This window comes from uncultured Aliivibrio sp. (genome assembly GCF_946479765.1).
Taxonomy (GTDB): domain Bacteria; phylum Pseudomonadota; class Gammaproteobacteria; order Enterobacterales; family Vibrionaceae; genus Aliivibrio.
In genome coordinates, this window is sequence record NZ_CAMLHO010000018.1 from 1 (window position 1) to 15,230 (window position 15,230).

The window sequence follows — 15,230 nt, forward strand, 5'->3', positions numbered from 1 at the left end:
AGCCGATGTAAGTAATTACATCGGCATATCATTTAATTTTAAATATTATTCAAAGCTTCTTAATGCTTGAACTTGAACATATAAATCATTAACTTTAACTACTGAGTTTTTCAGATATACCGTTTGATCATATGTATGACCATATAAATCTTTTTCTGCATAAGCTGTTTCAAATGGAAGATCAGACATCATTTTAGTTTGATCAAGCAACATAAATTTAGCAAAGCTCAATGCACTTGTTTGTGCCACTTCGCCCATGTTATCCATCAACTCTTCCATCATTTCAGAGTCGAAAAAGTTGCCAACTAGATCTTGTTGTTCTTTAGTAAAGCTTTTCCATGTTGCTTCTTCATCATCAGAATCTGCTAGTTGAGTAATCAAACGACCAGCTTCATTATCTTCTTTTAAACGAGCGCTAAATTTATCAAATACAGGCTTTGCAGCTAAAAATGCAGCATTAACACTTAAACGTGCAATCTCGCCTTCTTGAATCGTAGATGTTTGGTATCCAGTTAGCGTTTTTTGCTCTTCACCTTTAGCATCTGTCACGACTTGAATTTCGACTGTTGATAATGTTAGTAGCTCATCACCTTGCTCTTGGATATTCTCTACTGTGTAGTCAGAACCACCTATCATTGAACAACCAGATACCATTGTTGCTGCTAAAACCATTGCTAATACTGTCTTTTTCATAATCCCTAACTTCTTATAATTAATAATATCAATTAAATTGAATACTATACTGCTAAGTTTTTAAAATACCATTCTGCTAGTTAAAAACAATATAAATTTATTTATTTTATTTTTAATTTGATTCCGGTCACTATACGCAAATAGGCCAGACAATTAAATTAACATAATTACCCATAATATTTATCAATTTAATTTCTAGCCCATTACATTTGAAAAAGGTAATCTAACGGTCTGTTTTGGTCGCTATCATTTACTCTCTTTAAAGAATATATACTGACTGCTATTGCCTTCTTACTGGTCACGGTTGCTGTTGTGAATGTAGGGAATACATAGAAAAATTTGGTCATGTGATTTAGATTGGCAATTAGATGTTAGCTTCGATGAAGTTAATTGCCATATTCGTCGAGAGCAAGCTGGTGAGAATTTTGCTGTGGTAAAAGTCCTTGCAGAGATAAGGAGCTTCGTAAACCTGTCCTACTTCTATTGAAGAGTAAAATGTAACCAAGAGACTTTGATCCGTTTTTTACTATTGAGGGCTACTTTTAATGCTGCATGATGTCGGTATGACAAATAAAAACAGCGAGCTAAGTGCTCGCTGTTTTTTATTAATCAATACACCACGGTATTCATGTATTGCTTCGGGGTAATCCCAAATTGCAGATGAAAGCGCTGACTAAAACGACTTTCAGATTGATAGCCACACTGCAATGCCAAATCTAGCTGAGTTTGGCGTTTCTCTTGCATTAGTGAAAGGGCATACCCCATTCTAACGTTTGATAATACCGTTCTAAAATTGGTTCCATCACGCTGCAAGCGACGTATAAGTGTCGCTCTGCTCATCGAAAAATCATGGCATACTTCTTCAAGTTGATAAGGTTCAGCAGGATCTTTTGAAAAATAAGCACTTAATTGATTTTGGAAAGAGGCATGAGTTCCAGAAAAAAGTACGTGTAATACACCTAACTCTACCAATTGCTGGTAAAAAGCCATCAAGTGCAGTTTTTGCACCTCTTCACTCAGTGATTGAAGACTCATCTCAAGTAACATAGAAAAACCATAAGCTAATGCAGATGAGATTTTTAATGCATGGACATGCTCGCGGTTTACTTCTCGGAGCTTACTCTCTTTTAGCATATCTTTTGATGGTGCTAATAAAAAAGAAAGCTGCACTGAATGAAAATGGTCATAAGACGCTTTATTGACGAAATTCAATTCTTGATTGGCAGAGGTTAATAACCACGATCGAGCATCAATATCAAATGAGTCAGTGCCTTGAAAAACGGTTTTGCAACCAGATTTAACCCAAATAATACTCGGAGCATAAATATGAACATTACGTAAATACTGATCATTCAGACTTGAATACGTTTGTACTTTAAATAACGCATTACTCATATCATGCTCCTCGTTTATTTTTTGCTGTTAATTATTTTTTATACTGCATATTAACGAACATAAGTTGCTGTCAGTACCGCTTTATCTAAAGCCATACTATTTAATGTGAAACCAACAACCGCAGGTGAAATATCTGCTGGTAAATCAATTTTCTCTTGTGGTAATGCCCAAACCGTATATTGGTATCTGTGCATTCCATCACCAGCAGGAGGGCACGCACCACCGTAGCTCATAGTACCAAAATCATTTTTAGTTTGTAGTACATCTTTCATTGGAGAGCCTTGATCAACACTACTTACATTAGCAGGGATATTAAGCGCTAACCAATGCCACCAACCACTGCCTGTTGGGGCATCTGGATCAAATACGGTAATAGCAAAACTTTTTGTTCCTTCTGGTGCATCTTTCCAGCTTAATTGAGGAGATATGTTTGCTCCAGTACAGCCCATACCAGAAAAGGTAAATTCACTGTTCATTAGCTGACCTTCGTGAATATCTTTACTTGATACCTCAAAAGCTTGGCTAGAGAAAGACGCTAAAGTAAGTAACACTAATAATGCTTTGTTCATAATAATTTCCTTTACTTTTAAAAAGAGAGTTAAGTAAGTACAGGAACAATATTAGTATATCCTCAAAGAATGAATTACCAGAAAGTATCAATAGTAAGTAAAATTAATCAATTAATGATACTTACTGTAGTATTGATGCATATTCGCCATTATTAAATGGCTCAACCACCAATCAAAATATTCAATGCTGAAATATTGAATAAATAGAACACAACTAAAAAGAACGTAGATTGTAGTGACGTCCATCTAACTATTCATGTTTTTAGCTATCAACTACTTCTAATAGGCGTATTGTGATTATTCAGATATTCGTTCAAAACATTATTTTATAGAGGTAGTTATGAGTTTATTTTACGTTGATAAAAACGAACAAGGAAATGGCGATCATGAAGTCCACACTGCAAACTGTACCCACAGCCCAGGAATAAAAAAATGCGAACCACTTGGCTATCATACCGCTTGTAGCACTGCATTAAATGCCGCCAAAGCGATCTACCCACAATCAAATGGCTGCTATTACTGTTCATATTCCAGCTATACATCTGAAGATAAATAAGAAGAAATAAAAAAGCCACTTAGCACTAAACTAAATGGCTTTTGGCGCATATACTTAGGAGCAATATGCTTTAGGGAATAAACGTATACTAAGCTAGAATCACCCACTTAAAAAGTCAACACTTCACCCAATATCATTTCCCCTTTATACTAGTTCAATAATGATTGATTAAGAACGGGGGGATGTATGAAAGCCAGCGATATTCTGCTTGGAAAACTCAATACGGAATTTAAAACCGTGTCTGCAATGATTGAAATTTATTGCAAAAAGAACCACCATACTCACTCCTTGTGTCCAGAATGCCAAACCTTGATGGATTATGCTGAAGTTCGCTTAGATCGCTGCCCATACGGTGAAAACAAGCCAACCTGTAACACCTGTCCAATTCATTGCTATAAGCCTGAACCAAAAGAACAGATGCGTCTTGTGATGCGTTTTTCTGGCCCAAGGATGCTATTAAAACACCCTATTTTAGCGATTCGTCATTTAGTTTCTGAAAAAAGAACGATTAACCCTAAGCCATCTCCTCATTGTTCTAATCGTCATATCCGTTTGCAAAAAAGAGAAAAATAATGAATTGGACTTTAGATCAGCTCAACGCCTTTGTTACTTCAGTCAAATGTGGCTCATTCTCAGCGGCTGCACGTAAAATGGGGAAGGCACAATCTCGAATAAGTACCGCAATTGCAAATTTAGAGGCCGACCTTGGTTTTGATTTATTTGATCGAAGTGCACGTCTACCCGTATTGACTCAAGACGGTGAAGACATGTTTATCGAAGCCCAAGCTATTTTAGAACAATGCGAACGTTTGCAAGCTCGTGCCGATACCGCTGCAACAGGTGAAGAAATTGCACTTACCGTCGCTTTAGATGAAGCCGTTCCTATTGATGTATTTGAAGATTTCTTCCAAAAAATATCGGTGACTTTTCCTTTATTAAAACTGACGATCATTAATGGTTCTCAAGCGGATATCGCAAAATGGGTAGAAGAGAAAAAAGCAGATCTTGGTTTTCTATTTCGAGTTAATACTTTATCTGATTCGTTAGAGTACCGTTCTCTTGGCTTTTTTAACCAAGCATTGGTTGTTTCACCAGATCACCCTCTTGCCAAGTATAAAACGCCTACTCTCATCCAATTAAACCAACATCGACAATTAGTTATTCGAGATCGAGTAGGTCACTCACACGAGAAAGCAATTTCAGCCAATCATTGGTATATCGATAGCTATTATTACATTACTGCATTGGTGATCCGCAATGTGGGTTGGGCACTCGTTCCTGAGCACGTATTAGAATCGGAATGGTATCAAAATAAAACCATTCGATTATCGACTTACCATATTCCAGATGCCTTGCAGATTGAAATTGGGGTAGTAAAACGCCGTGATAGTGGTATAGGTAATGCCATGGAGTGGATGTTAGACGAGATTGAACATACTTTTGAAAAATTATAAAAACCGAGACTCAATAATGCTATCTCGGTTTTTTCTCTATATTACATTTTAGCTTGTTGAGTTTTTAAATGCTCAAGCACGTCAATCATTGATGGCTTAATATGATGACCAAGGGCAATAACTTCAACACTCGGCTCAACAAGATCAGGGATCTGATATGTGATCATATTCGCCGCTACCGCAGCACGAGTGCCGTTATTTGAATCTTCAAATGCGAGACATACTTCAGGTGCAATACCCAAACGCTCTGCTGCTAAGAAGTAGATTTCAGGGTGTGGCTTACCGTGCTCAACTTCACAGCCAGTTGCTAGTACATCAAAATAACCATCAAGGCCTGCTAATTCTAATTTCTTAATTGCGATATCATGTTGTGTTGATGTTGCTACCGCCATTGGTACGTTATTCGCTTTTAACCACTCTAATAATTCAATAACGCCCTCTTTGACAGGGATGGCTTCGTGTTTTACTACTGCGGTATAACGCACTCGCCACTCTTGGTTTAAGGCCGGATAATCCACACTTGGCCCATAGCCTTCACGAAACAACTGTTCAATTCGCTTCGCATTACAACCAATTATAGAAAGGTATAGCTCTTCAATAAATGGAACATTTTGAGCTTCACACGCCTCTTTAAAGATACCCATACACACACGTTCTGTGTCTAATAGCAGTCCATCCATATCGAAAATTGCAGCTTGAAATGTCATGAGAAACCTTATGTCTTAAAAACAAAAATAGAATATCTTACGTATACAATCACAGTGCTATACGCTTGAGAGAGATCATACTAAGTCAAAACTATTCGATAAAAAAGTGAACTCTTCTTTTAAGTCCACTTCCTCTTTTAAATTAAACACAATAAACCTTTTAGAACAGCTTACTATGCAGAAAACACGACTCGAACAGCAAGAAGAATAAGCACGACACCAGAGAGACGATCAATCCATTTAGCTTGAGATCTAAGCTTATCGACAATCTTAGGAGCGGATAATAAACAGCTAATAATGGTATACCACAACCCATCAACAATAATAGGCGTAATCACTATGATTGCTTTGTCTAATGGATCATTGCCGACAGCAACAAATTGGCTAAATAGTGCTAAGAAAAATAACGCAATTTTAGGATTAAGAAGTGATATTAATAAGCCTTCCTTTGCTGATTCTAGAATAGAAACTTGTTCTCCAGATTTAAGTTTTGCTGCTATCCCCCCAGTAGATCGCAATGCACCAAATCCTAGATAAGCAAGATAGGCGGCACCTAGATAACTGATAGCTTTAAATACTGTCGGTGACTGCTGTAAGACAACCGCTAATCCAATAACGGTAACAAATGCATAGATACCAATCCCAATGGAGTGTGCCCATGCCGCTGCAATGCCATTAATACGACGGCCAGATAACGTGTGCTTTGCAACAGTAGCAAGGCTAGGACCCGGCGACATCGCCCCCAACATTGATACCAATAATAATGAAAACCAAATAGTTAATGTCATTTCTTCTTTAATTCCTCTTTACAACCCAGTCTCATTCACAATAAAATCGCGCATTAGGTAAAAAGACGAGTTTATAATGAAAAGGTTAATCCCATTTTTGTTGCTAGGTGCAACCACATCTGCACAAGCCACAGACACTTTACACCAAATCTATATTCAGCCAAGTTTTACTAACCTGAAAATTGATGGCTCCCATGGTAGTGGTTTAATGAACCAAGTTGGTTATAATTATAACTTTACGCCAATACTATCAACAGATCTTAGCTACTACATGACAACATCAATAAAAGATATTGCCACCAATAGTGATGAAGCGTCTGCGACAGGTGCAACCGCTGCAATTAAGATGTCTTTTCCCATGAGCTATTATGGTTCTTTTTATGGAAAAACAGGTCTAAATAGAACTGTTTTAAGCTATGAAGATGTATATAACGGACATATATCAAAGCAAGAATCTACATCAATCAAACCATTTGTAAGTGTAGGTACAACAATGCAATTACTTCCTTTTGTTACCTTCAACATTGAGTATCAATACATACCTTTGGCTTCAGATGATTATATGTCGGCAATTGGTGCTGGTGTAAACGTTATGTTCTAGTTCTAAAATATCCAAAATACAAAAAAGGGCGCTACCAATACACTTGGAAGCGCCCTTTTTCTTCTTATCTATTTATTATGCAACTACTGCTTCTTTCGCATCCGCTTTGTTTTTCAAGAAAGCGTAAGTGAAACCCGTTACCGCTGTACCTGCTGCAATCGCTACCAAGTACATGAATACTGGTGTAATCGCATTCGGAATAAGAAGAACAAATAGACCGCCGTGTGGAGCAAGCAATTGAGCACCAAACAGCATAGATAGACCACCTGTTAATGCACCGCCCGCCATACAACTAGGGATAACACGCATTGGATCTTTCGCTGCAAATGGAATCGCCCCTTCAGAGATAAAGCATAAACCAAGCACAAATGATGCTTTACCTGCTTCACGCTCACCCGCTTCAAATTTGTTCTTAGCAAGGAAAGTTGCTAAACCCATACCTAGCGCAGGAACCATACCTGCCGCCATGATAGCCGCCATTGGACCATACGTTTGTGAAGCCAAAAGACCAACACCAAATGTATATGCTGCTTTGTTTACTGGACCACCTAAGTCGAAACACATCATACAACCAAGGATAACACCCAATAATACAGCGTTAGTTGAACCCATGTTGTTTAAGAACTCAGTCAATGCAGACATGATGCCTGCTACTGGACCACCAACAATGTAAACCATTACCAGACCTGTGAACAAACTCGCCACAAACGGAATGATTAGAATGGGTTTAAGTGCTTCCATTGACTGAGGAAGAGATACTTTATCCGCAATGAATTTTGCAGAGTAACCCGCGATAAAACCTGCCGCGATACCACCAAGGAAACCAGCACCTGTTGAGCTAGCCAACATACCACCAATTAGACCTGGCGCTAAACCAGGACGGTCAGCAATTGAGAACGCGATAAAACCAGCAAGAACAGGGATCATTAGTGCAAATGCGGCACCACCACCAATATCCATTAATGTTGCTGCGATTGTGCCCGGCTCTTTAAACGCTTCGATACCAAAGACAAACGACAGTGCAATCAACAAACCACCAGCAATAACAACAGGAAGCATGTGTGATACCCCTGTCATAAGGTGTTTGTACATGCCTTTTTTCTCGTCCATTTGAGAAGAGTTAGAGTTACCTGATGATTGAAAAACCGTTGCATCGGCAAACGCTTTATTCATCTCTTGCTCTGTTTTCTTCAGAGCTAGACCTGTGCTTGTTTTGTACAGACGTTTACCATTAAAGCGATCAAGGGCGACTTCGATATCCGCAGCAATGATAACTAAATCAGCCTCTGCAATTTCTTGGTCAGTTAACTGATTTTTTGCACCCACAGAGCCACGAGTTTCTACTTTAATAATGTGGCCTTGGCGTTTGCCTTCTTCTTCTAACGCTTCAGCTGCCATGAAAGTATGTGCGACGCCTGTTGGACACGCGGTAATTGCAACAATTTTCTTAGGACCGGTTGCCTCAGTCGTTGCTACTGTCTCTGGCACAGTTACTTCAGAAGCAGTTAGTTCTGTTGCCGTGTTTACTGCATTCTCTAACCATGCTTTTGTATCTGTTGTACAATCTGAAATTGATCCTTGATGTACTTTCTTACCGACAAAACGTGAAGTATCAATCGTGGTATTTGCGGCGATGATAATGGCATCTGCCGCATCAATCGCTTTTTGTGTTAGTACTTCAACAGGCAATACACTCGATTGACATTCAATCGTCGCTGTCCAATTTAATTTCGCAGCGGCTTGTTCTAATAAACCCGCAGCAATAATGCTGTTTGCTACACCACTTGGGCAAGCTGTTACGATAGCTATATTTTTCATAATCTGTCCTTAAACTAAGTCTAAACGCATTACTGCACGTTTGTAGAAATAGGGTTGTGTAGGGTTACTTGTTTTTGTAATTCTTTTACGTCTTCGACATTTGGTACGCCAACGCCAACCTGCGATACAGCTAAAGCAGATAAAGCGGTAGCAAAAGATAAGATTTGTAAACGATCCCAATCTTGCTGCATATGACCCCAGCAAAGACCCGCAACTAACGTATCACCAGCACCTACTGTACTTACTACATTCATTTTTGGTGGTTGCGAATACATCCATTCTGGTTGTGCTTGTTCGTTCTTTCCTAGCCACATTACGCCTTTTGAGCCTAATGAAACCACGATATTTTCAATGCCTTTTTGTGCAAGATCTTGAGCTGCTTGTTGGCACGCTTCTGGTGTATCCAACTCACGTCCCACAAATTCCGATAGCTCTTCATCGTTTGGTTTAATTAACCATGGGTGAGCCTCTAAACCTGCAGCCAATGCTGCACGACTGCTATCAAATAGGACTTTTTTACCCATTTGATGCAGCTTTTCAATCCACTCAGCACACAGCTCAGGAGAAATACCTTTTGGTAAACTGCCTGCTAATACGAAAAATTCATGTGTTTTAGCTAATTCAAATAAACGAACTTCAAACTCGGCAATCGCTTGTCCAGAGACATCAACACCCGGAAAGTTAATGTCACTCACTCGGCCATCTTGCTCTACTAATTTCACATTAATGCGAGTAGCACCATCAACACGGATAAACTCATCGTTAGCGTTCATCTCTTCAAATAATTGACAGAACAGCTCTTCATTATCACGACCTAAAAAACCAGTAACCGTAACCTCAGCACCTAAGTCAGATAATACTTTCGCAACATTAACGCCTTTACCTGCTGCATGAAGTGAGCCTTTACTAACTAAACTCACAGAGCCAACAGATAACGCATCTAAACTGCCCGTTAAATCTAAAGCCGGGTTTAGCGTGATAGTAACCACTTTGCTTTTTGGATTAATGCTCATAAATTAACCCTCACCTAAACCAGAAGCAATCGCAGCACCAATACCGGCTAGCGCTTCTTTTGCATCTGAACCGTCTGCTGTAAATTGCAGTTCGTGACCGTGTTTAACGCCCAATGCAATCACTTTCATCAAGCTCTTCGCATTCACTGATTTGCCATCACCATTTACATTTAACACTGTGATTTTTGATTCGTATTTCTTCGCTTCTGCTACTAACATTGCACCAGGGCGAGCGTGTAGACCATGTGTATTTTTGATTTTAAAGGTTGCTGTATTATCTGCATCAACATTTACTGGCACTTCTTCAGAAGAGCTTGAGAACATTGCTAATAATTGTTCTGACGTAGCAAATAAAATAGAGTCTTGTTGCTGCTCAGCGACAACTTTAATAATTGTCGTTAAGAACGATTGGTGAGAGGCATTACAAGAGGCAATCGCTATCAAACCTTTAACAGAAGTACCATTATGCTCACAACCATTGGCAGTAGTGACAATAGACATACCAGAACGTTTAACGCCTTTGTCAGTACTTACTAACCATAAACCTTTGCCTAAATGCGTTGGCTCTTTCGTCACAATTTCTGCTACAAATTGGTTTTCTGCATTACCACTGTTTTTTAGTAAACCACTAGCAACCGCGCTCATTTGGATCATATCGCTTGCAGGAAAAAGCAATTGGATCAATGAGGCATCAAAATCGGCTTCAAACTGCACTTCACCATTAAGCAATGCAATGATGTCCGCTTCTGTTTTCGCTTGTTTTAGCTTCTCTTCTACACCATCAGCAGACAGCACTTTAGTCAGTTGCTTTAAAATGCCTAAATGCTCATCTGATTTAGCTGCAATACCGATTGCTACATAAACAACATTGCCATCACCCCAGTTAACACCTTGAGGAAAATGGTGCACAGCAACGCCTGTGTTATTCACTAAGTCACGGGTATCTATTGTGCCGTGTGGAATTGCAATACCATTACCTAAAAACGTTGAGTTTTGTTGCTCACGGTTTAGCATTCCTTCTACGTATTTCTCTGCAACTAAACCTTTTTCTGTCAGTTGCTTTGCAATCGCTTTGATTGCTGTTGTCTTGTCTGTTGCTACTTGTTGCAGCGTAATGTCATTCTTTGTCAATGTCAGCATGGGTCTTAGCCTCTCGCTCTGTATTTGTGATTTATGCTCTGCTGAACGATCGTTTAAGTGCAGCTTAATCGATTCAGCAAAACAGTTAAAAAAAGTTCAGCAAATGTTTTCTACTCAGTTATACCAATTCAAGTAAGTAAGTGGTTAGATAATTGCGCAGAGAAAATTGATTAGAGCAAGGCATAAATTGCAGTAACTAGTGGGCCTAATTACAAAATTTATAACGTAGTTATAATCAATTTTAACAAGCAAGAATGAACACATACTTATTTGGATTGGTATATCTCTCATAAAAAGTAAAAACAACGCGAATATCACGTTTTTTAAATTTGCTGAATCCTTTCAGCTTTTATACTGAAACGATTCAGCATATAATTCAACCCATAAAATGATTGGATCTAAATTTATATGATCCGACCCACAGAATTTAAGGAACTTAACCATGACATTAGATGAAGTTGCCAAACTTGCTGGCGTTTCTAAAACCACTGCAAGCTATGTTATTAATGGTAAAGCTCAAAAATATCGCATCAGTGAAAAAACCCAATTAAAAGTCATGGCAGTGGTTGATGAACATAATTATCGTCCTGATCATGCTGCTTCAGCATTACGAGCTGGCAGCAGTCGTTCGTTTGGGTTAATCATCCCTGATCTTGAAAACACCAGTTACGCCAAGCTTGCTAAACTTTTAGAATACAACTCTCGTCAAGCGGGCTATCAAATCTTAATTGGTTGTTCAGACGATGATCCCGAAACAGAAAAGAATGTCGCGCACACATTAATCAGTCGCCGTATTGATGCCCTATTCGTTGCAAGTTGCTTACCTGATGGCAGTGATTACTATTTAACAATTCAAGAAAAAGGGACGCCAATTATCGCGATTGACCGTTCATTAGATGATGAACATTTTGGCTGTGTAATTAGTGAAGATTTTGATGCGGCTTACGATCTGACTCAATCTGTCATTACAGATAACGTAAAATCGGTTGGTTTAATTGGGGCGTTACCTGATTTAAACATTTCTCGTCAGCGTCATTTAGGCTTTGAAGCGAAAGCCAAAGAAAAAGGTTTAGCAAGTATCACAGGCTATGGTGAGCACTTTAATAGTGAGTCTGGAAAAGCTATTTTTGAACAGTGGATAAAAGAAGAGACAGTGCCAGATGCAATTATCACTACTTCTTATATCCTGCTTGAAGGTATTTTAGATGTATTAATTGAAAAGCCAGAGTTGATGGGAACCGTAAAACTAGGCACCTTTGGTGATAATCGTCTGCTCGATTTTTTACCGATTAAGATTAACTCCCTACCACAACAGTTTGAATTAATTGCAGATAGCGCATTAGCATTAGGCTTAAATGCTTCAGCAAAACGCTATCAAGCAGGAATTGAGTTAATTCCTAGGAAGATTGTTATTCGCTGATCAAAAACACACAAGTTAACATTTTGAAACATTCTCTTTGAAAATAAACCAAAACCTACCTTAGCTCACACTCTTCTTTTTATCAGTACAGTATAAATAATATATCGATACAAATAGCAAGGAGAGTAAGTGAGCGCCATTAAAGCCATGTTAATTGCCATGCTTGGAAGCTTTCGAGATCTCCTGCCTATTATTCTGGTCATCGCTTTCTTCCAACTCGTTGTATTACAAGAGCCCCTACCAAACCTTGGTTCTATTCTCTTTGGTTTGCTGCTTGTTGTGTTCGGTTTAACCTTCTTTATCTTCGGTCTAGAAATGGGCTTATTCCCTATTGGCGAGTCGATGGCACAAGCCTTTGCCAGAAAAGGCAGTGTGGCTTGGTTACTACTGTTCTCTTTTTGTTTGGGTTTTGGAACGACTATTGCGGAACCTGCACTCACAGCGGTAGCGGCAGAGGCGGCTGAAGTCGCCGCCGAAGGAGGAATGATCCCACATACAGAAAATGATATGGATGATTATGCCAACGGGCTACGTTTGACCGTCGCACTCTCTGTTGGTTTTGCCATTGTGATTGGGGTGTTACGTATTTTAAAAGGTTGGCCAATCCATATCATGATCATCAGTGGTTATATTACCGTAGTCGCACTTACATGGTTCGCACCTGAGAACATCATCGGGATTGCTTATGACTCTGGTGGCGTGACGACATCTACCATTACCGTTCCCTTAGTTACCGCTCTTGGTGTCGGTCTTGCTTCTACCATTAAAGGGCGAAATCCTATGCTTGATGGTTTTGGTTTAATCGCCTTCGCCTCCCTCCTTCCGATGATTTTTGTCATGCTCTATGGGATGGTATTAGCATGAACAGTCTAACTCTATTTTTTGAAACCTTCTTATCAACCATTCGTGATGTATTACCGATTGTCGTTATTATTTTTGGTTTCCAATTTGCGGTATTAAAAAAACCAATAGCCAATTTACCTAAAGTCATTCTAGGGTTTTTCTACGTAATTTTAGGATTATCCCTCTTTTTAATGGGATTAGAACTCGCGCTGTTTCCACTCGGTGAATCGATGGCAACCCAATTAACCGCGCCTGATTTTATCTATGAAGGGAAAGATCTATTAATCCAAACCTTTGACTGGGTCGATTACTATTGGGTCTATATTTTTGCGGCGGCGATTGGTTTTAGTACCACTATTGCTGAGCCTTCCCTCATTGCCGTTGCCATCAAAGCCAATGCGGTTTCTGGTGGCAGTATCAGTATTAATGGATTACGAATAGCCGTTGCTTTAGGTGTTGCCTTTGGTATCTCATTAGGAAGTTATCGTATCGTTGTTGGCGACCCAATCCATTATTACATCATGGTGGGTTATGTGATTGTTGTTATTCAAACCTTTTATGCCCCTAAAATGATCATCCCATTGGCGTACGATTCTGGCGGTGTAACAACCTCAACCGTCACCGTACCTTTAGTAACCGCACTTGGCTTAGGGCTTGCCTCTACGATCCCCGGCCGAAACCCTATGATTGATGGCTTTGGATTGATCGCCTTCGCCAGTTTGTTTCCCATTATTTCAGTGATGGCTTATGCACAAATTAGTGCTTATAGAGCCAAAACAAAACCTAGATCCCAAGAAGACCGAATTAATTGATTAATTTAGGAGAAAGCCAATGCGCTTTAAATTATTACTCGCTTTTGTAGAAGAAGCTAAAACCGATGCGGTCCTCGATGCTGCGCGCAATGCCGGAGCAACAGGAGCGACCGTAATTAATCATGCTCGTGGTGAAGGACTGAATAAGAAGAAAACCTTTTTTGGCCTCACCCTTGAAGTCCAAAAAGATGTTTTATTGTTTGTGGTTGAAGAACATTTAGCTCGTTCTATTTTAGAAACGATTAACGAAATAGGAGAGTTTGATACCGAATCAGGCCAAGGAATTGCAATTCAAATCGATATTGAAGACGCCGTCGGTGTTGCACATCAAGTTGAAACATTAACTAAAGTTGTCGAGGATAAATTATGAACAAAGTTAAAGTCGAACACGTCATGTCTAATACCTACGTCATGGTTGATGGCTTAATGACCGTTGCCGAAGGCATTCAATTAGCGAAACAGAAACAAGTAAAAGCACTGATTGTAAAGAAACGCCATGATGATGACGAATACGGCATTGTATTAATGAATGATATTGCTAAAAAAGTGCTCGCTCAAAATCGTCCCACAGAGCGTACCAATATCTATGAGATCATGACAAAACCCGCTCTGTCAGTCTCTCCTGATATGAGCGTAAAATACTGTGCACGATTATTTGAACGCTTTGGGATAAGTCGAGCACCCGTTATCAAGCACGGTGACGTTGTGGGAATGGTCAGTTACAACAATATTGTTTTGAATGGGATGATCTAATTCAACTAAATAGACTTTGTGTTGCAATTTCATCAATGTGAACCACACTAATATGCAGGACCATAATAATGATAAAGGCAGCATAATGACATTAGATACTTGGTTAATCTCGATTTCTAATTGGTATGAAGCAAAGCAATATGACCAAATAGAAATGCTTGAAACACTCTTATACTCTGCGCCTAATTCTGTGTGGGGGCCAACATTGACTGATGATCAAAGTAAAGCAATAGCCTGTTGGTTAGATAGCTGTTTAAGAGTGTTTGAGCACACCAAGTATCATAATACGAATAAAGCATACCAAACATTACAATACGCCAGCGCTAAGTTAGAAGTGGCCGCCTTTAATCCCGCAACGGATATTGATATTAAAGATTGGTGCTTAAAACGATTACAACACCTCACGGTACTCAGTCTGGAGTTTTGTAATCAGCAACAAGACCAATCCACATGGCATGAGAAAGCCCACTCATTAATTGAAATACACGTTAAATTAATGGCAAGTCTTTCTTGGAATGAATCGTTAAATAGCAATAATGCACCAAATTTAATGCCCCCCCATTAGATGTATTACCTTATAAAACGACTGTTATAAAACCATAAAAAAAAGCAGTCGGTGCTAGATCGTAACAATAAGCCCCTACTGCTTTTCGTTTTAGACTAAACTC

General features: G+C 39.2%; 18 protein-coding genes. 10 read left to right on the plus strand and 8 right to left on the minus strand.

Annotated features, from left to right (window positions below; genetic code table 11):
- Positions 1 to 45 precede the first annotated feature (45 nt).
- The 3 genes from Q1K78_RS08700 to Q1K78_RS08710 form a co-directional block, all read right to left on the minus strand.
- Complete coding sequence (locus Q1K78_RS08700; RefSeq protein ID WP_300176928.1) at positions 46 to 693, minus strand: hypothetical protein; 648 nt, start codon at positions 691 to 693, stop codon at positions 46 to 48.
- A 609-nt stretch (positions 694 to 1,302) separates the two neighbouring features.
- Entirely contained in the window at positions 1,303 to 2,088 is a 786-nt protein-coding gene (locus Q1K78_RS08705) for an AraC family transcriptional regulator (protein WP_300176931.1), read from the minus strand.
- 50 nt (positions 2,089 to 2,138) lie between these two features.
- Positions 2,139 to 2,657, minus strand: coding sequence for a YbhB/YbcL family Raf kinase inhibitor-like protein (locus tag Q1K78_RS08710; RefSeq protein ID WP_300176934.1), 519 nt, complete (start codon positions 2,655 to 2,657; stop codon positions 2,139 to 2,141).
- 340 nt (positions 2,658 to 2,997) lie between these two features.
- On the opposite strand from Q1K78_RS08710, the gene Q1K78_RS08715 reads away from it, so the two are divergent.
- The 3 genes from Q1K78_RS08715 to Q1K78_RS08725 all read left to right on the plus strand — a co-directional run bounded on the left by Q1K78_RS08715 (position 2,998) and on the right by Q1K78_RS08725 (position 4,667).
- Entirely contained in the window at positions 2,998 to 3,213 is a 216-nt protein-coding gene (locus Q1K78_RS08715) for a hypothetical protein (RefSeq protein WP_300176937.1), read from the plus strand.
- 186 nt (positions 3,214 to 3,399) lie between these two features.
- Positions 3,400 to 3,786: a nitrous oxide-stimulated promoter family protein gene (locus tag Q1K78_RS08720; protein ID WP_300176940.1), complete on the plus strand. Its 387-nt coding sequence runs from the start codon at positions 3,400 to 3,402 to the stop codon at positions 3,784 to 3,786.
- Positions 3,786 to 4,667 (plus strand): LysR family transcriptional regulator, encoded by an 882-nt coding sequence (locus Q1K78_RS08725; RefSeq protein WP_300176943.1) that lies wholly within the window; start codon positions 3,786 to 3,788, stop codon positions 4,665 to 4,667. Before Q1K78_RS08720 ends, Q1K78_RS08725 begins: the two co-directional genes overlap by 1 nt.
- 41 nt (positions 4,668 to 4,708) lie before the next feature.
- On the opposite strand, the gene Q1K78_RS08730 is transcribed toward Q1K78_RS08725, so the two are convergent.
- Together Q1K78_RS08730 and Q1K78_RS08735 are read right to left on the minus strand one after the other, a co-directional pair.
- Positions 4,709 to 5,374: an HAD family phosphatase gene (locus Q1K78_RS08730; RefSeq protein WP_300176946.1), complete on the minus strand. Its 666-nt coding sequence runs from the start codon at positions 5,372 to 5,374 to the stop codon at positions 4,709 to 4,711.
- Between the two features lie 173 nt (positions 5,375 to 5,547).
- Positions 5,548 to 6,162, minus strand: a complete 615-nt coding sequence (locus Q1K78_RS08735; protein ID WP_300176949.1) for a LysE family translocator — start codon at positions 6,160 to 6,162, stop codon at positions 5,548 to 5,550.
- Between the two features lie 76 nt (positions 6,163 to 6,238).
- On the opposite strand from Q1K78_RS08735, the gene Q1K78_RS08740 reads away from it, so the two are divergent.
- A complete protein-coding gene (locus Q1K78_RS08740; RefSeq protein WP_300176952.1) occupies positions 6,239 to 6,763 on the plus strand; it encodes an outer membrane beta-barrel protein in 525 nt (174 codons plus the stop codon).
- A 75-nt stretch (positions 6,764 to 6,838) separates the two neighbouring features.
- On the opposite strand, the gene fruA is transcribed toward Q1K78_RS08740, so the two are convergent.
- The 3 genes from fruA to fruB are packed head-to-tail and all read right to left on the minus strand — an operon-like array spanning position 6,839 to position 10,734.
- Positions 6,839 to 8,581: a PTS fructose transporter subunit IIBC gene (gene fruA / locus Q1K78_RS08745; RefSeq protein ID WP_300176955.1), complete on the minus strand. Its 1,743-nt coding sequence runs from the start codon at positions 8,579 to 8,581 to the stop codon at positions 6,839 to 6,841.
- Positions 8,582 to 8,610: 29 nt separating this feature from the next.
- Positions 8,611 to 9,594 (minus strand): 1-phosphofructokinase, encoded by a 984-nt coding sequence (gene pfkB, locus Q1K78_RS08750; protein WP_300176958.1) that lies wholly within the window; start codon positions 9,592 to 9,594, stop codon positions 8,611 to 8,613.
- A 3-nt stretch (positions 9,595 to 9,597) separates the two neighbouring features.
- The gene (fruB, locus tag Q1K78_RS08755; protein ID WP_300176961.1) at positions 9,598 to 10,734 is read right to left on the minus strand and encodes a fused PTS fructose transporter subunit IIA/HPr protein; all 1,137 of its coding nucleotides are present in this window, start codon (positions 10,732 to 10,734) and stop codon (positions 9,598 to 9,600) included.
- 442 nt (positions 10,735 to 11,176) lie between these two features.
- Here fruB and cra point away from each other — a divergent pair, with 442 nt between their 5' ends.
- The 6 genes from cra (at position 11,177) to Q1K78_RS08785 (ending at position 15,127) form a co-directional block, all read left to right on the plus strand.
- Entirely contained in the window at positions 11,177 to 12,154 is a 978-nt protein-coding gene (cra, locus tag Q1K78_RS08760; protein WP_300176964.1) for a catabolite repressor/activator, read from the plus strand.
- A gap of 129 nt (positions 12,155 to 12,283) precedes the next feature.
- Positions 12,284 to 13,018, plus strand: a complete 735-nt coding sequence (locus Q1K78_RS08765) for a DUF1538 domain-containing protein (RefSeq protein ID WP_300176967.1) — start codon at positions 12,284 to 12,286, stop codon at positions 13,016 to 13,018.
- Positions 13,015 to 13,809, plus strand: coding sequence for a DUF1538 domain-containing protein (locus tag Q1K78_RS08770; protein WP_300176970.1), 795 nt, complete (start codon positions 13,015 to 13,017; stop codon positions 13,807 to 13,809). Before Q1K78_RS08765 ends, Q1K78_RS08770 begins: the two co-directional genes overlap by 4 nt.
- A 19-nt stretch (positions 13,810 to 13,828) precedes the next feature.
- On the plus strand, positions 13,829 to 14,179 hold the full coding sequence (locus Q1K78_RS08775; protein WP_300176973.1) for a P-II family nitrogen regulator: 351 nt from the start codon (positions 13,829 to 13,831) through the stop codon (positions 14,177 to 14,179).
- Positions 14,176 to 14,562, plus strand: a complete 387-nt coding sequence (locus Q1K78_RS08780; RefSeq protein ID WP_300176976.1) for a CBS domain-containing protein — start codon at positions 14,176 to 14,178, stop codon at positions 14,560 to 14,562. The genes Q1K78_RS08775 and Q1K78_RS08780 overlap by 4 nt, the downstream gene beginning before the upstream one ends.
- Positions 14,563 to 14,647: 85 nt before the next feature.
- Complete coding sequence (locus tag Q1K78_RS08785) at positions 14,648 to 15,127, plus strand: transcriptional regulator (RefSeq protein ID WP_300176979.1); 480 nt, start codon at positions 14,648 to 14,650, stop codon at positions 15,125 to 15,127.
- Positions 15,128 to 15,230: the final 103 nt, after the last annotated feature.